1 protein-coding gene is annotated in these 1,441 nt (G+C 50.9%); it reads left to right on the top strand.

Annotated elements, in window-relative coordinates:
• The first annotated feature begins 280 nt into the window (after positions 1–280).
• Positions 281–1,417 (top strand): ISAs1-like element ISAs12 family transposase, encoded by a 1,137-nt coding sequence (locus PG888_RS22835; protein ID WP_021141311.1) that lies wholly within the window; start codon positions 281–283, stop codon positions 1,415–1,417.
• Positions 1,418–1,441: the final 24 nt, after the last annotated feature.

The raw sequence follows: 1,441 nt of genomic DNA, 5'->3' as shown, positions 1-1,441 counted from the left end.
CAGGGCGAGATCGTGAACATTTTGTTAAAAATTAAAAATAGTTTTTTGCCTACAAAACAAATACTTATAGGCCTGTGATATGCAGTTAACTTTATAGTCAGGATCGCCTTCACACTTTTTAATCGTCACTGCACGTCATTTCAGCTCAAAAAATGCGCATGAAATCCAAAAAATGATAATTTCCATGATTTCCATAGTTAACAATTTGCTCACATCCTCACCCTGAAATTTGACCTGGTGATCCGGCTGTGATCTCATGCTCCTTTTCAGGAGTGCTCTCATGTCTATTGATGCCGTTTTCGCTCAGTTCTTCGACAATATTCACGACCCTCGCCAGCATGCCAAGATTTATTATCCCTTCTACGATGTCCTGTTTCTCACCGTCTGTGCCGTGATCGGCGGGGCTGAGGGCTGGGAAGATATTGAGGATTTCGGCGAGGTTCATCTTCCCTGGTTTCAATCCAAGGGACTGTTTAAAAACGGCATTCCTGTCCATGACACCATTGCCAGGATCATCTCCGGCATCAAACCAGAGCCGTTTCAGGCCGCCTTTGTGCGGTGGACTCAAGCCATTAACCAGCACACCGATGGCGCCCTGGTCGCTATCGATGGCAAAACCCTGCGCAGTTCCTATGACCGTGAGGATCGAACGTCGACCATTCACATGGTCAGTGCCTATGCCGCCGCCAATAAGCTGGTGCTCGGACAGATAAAAACCGACGCCAAGTCCAATGAAATTACCGCTATTCCCGAGTTGCTGGCGCTGCTCGACATCAAAGGCTGCCTGGTATCCATCGATGCGATGGGGTGCCAGACCGAGATCGCCGAGACCATCCTTCAGCAAGGTGGCGATTACTTATTGGCCGTCAAAGGCAACCAACCCAAGTTGTTCGAGGCGGTTCGACAGGCCCTCGCCCCGCTGGCGGCCACCCCGTTATGCGCAGAGACGATGACGCTTGAGAAGGCTCATGGCCGCATCGATGGTCGTGAGTACCATGTCATGGCGGCGGGCGAGTTGGCCGCCCAGTTTCCTCATTGGAAACAGTTGCACAGCATTGGCGTGGCCATCTCCTATCGCGTTGAAAATATGCAAAAAATTACCATAGAGCAGCGTTATTTCATCAGTTCCAAAGCGTTGGTGCAGGATGAGTTTGCGCGAGCGGTGCGTGGGCACTGGGCCATCGAAAATAGCCTGCACTGGGTGCTGGACGTCACGATGGGCGAGGATGATTGCCCGATTTATCGCGGTGATGCCGCAGAGATTTTGGCGTGCATCCGGCACATGGGGCTGAACATGCTCAGGGCCGAGACTTCACGCAAGGCGAGCGTAAGACGGAAGCAAAAAATCGCAGGAATGAGCAGTGAATATCTGGAAACGGTACTCAATGCGGGTCTCAAAAAACTGGGTGAAATTTAACAAAATGTTCACGCTCTCACCCTG

Origin of the sequence: Aeromonas sp. QDB23 (assembly GCF_027707745.1) — a bacterium.
GTDB lineage: Bacteria > Pseudomonadota > Gammaproteobacteria > Enterobacterales > Aeromonadaceae > Aeromonas > Aeromonas allosaccharophila.
This window is presented reverse-complemented; position numbering and strand designations above follow the sequence as displayed.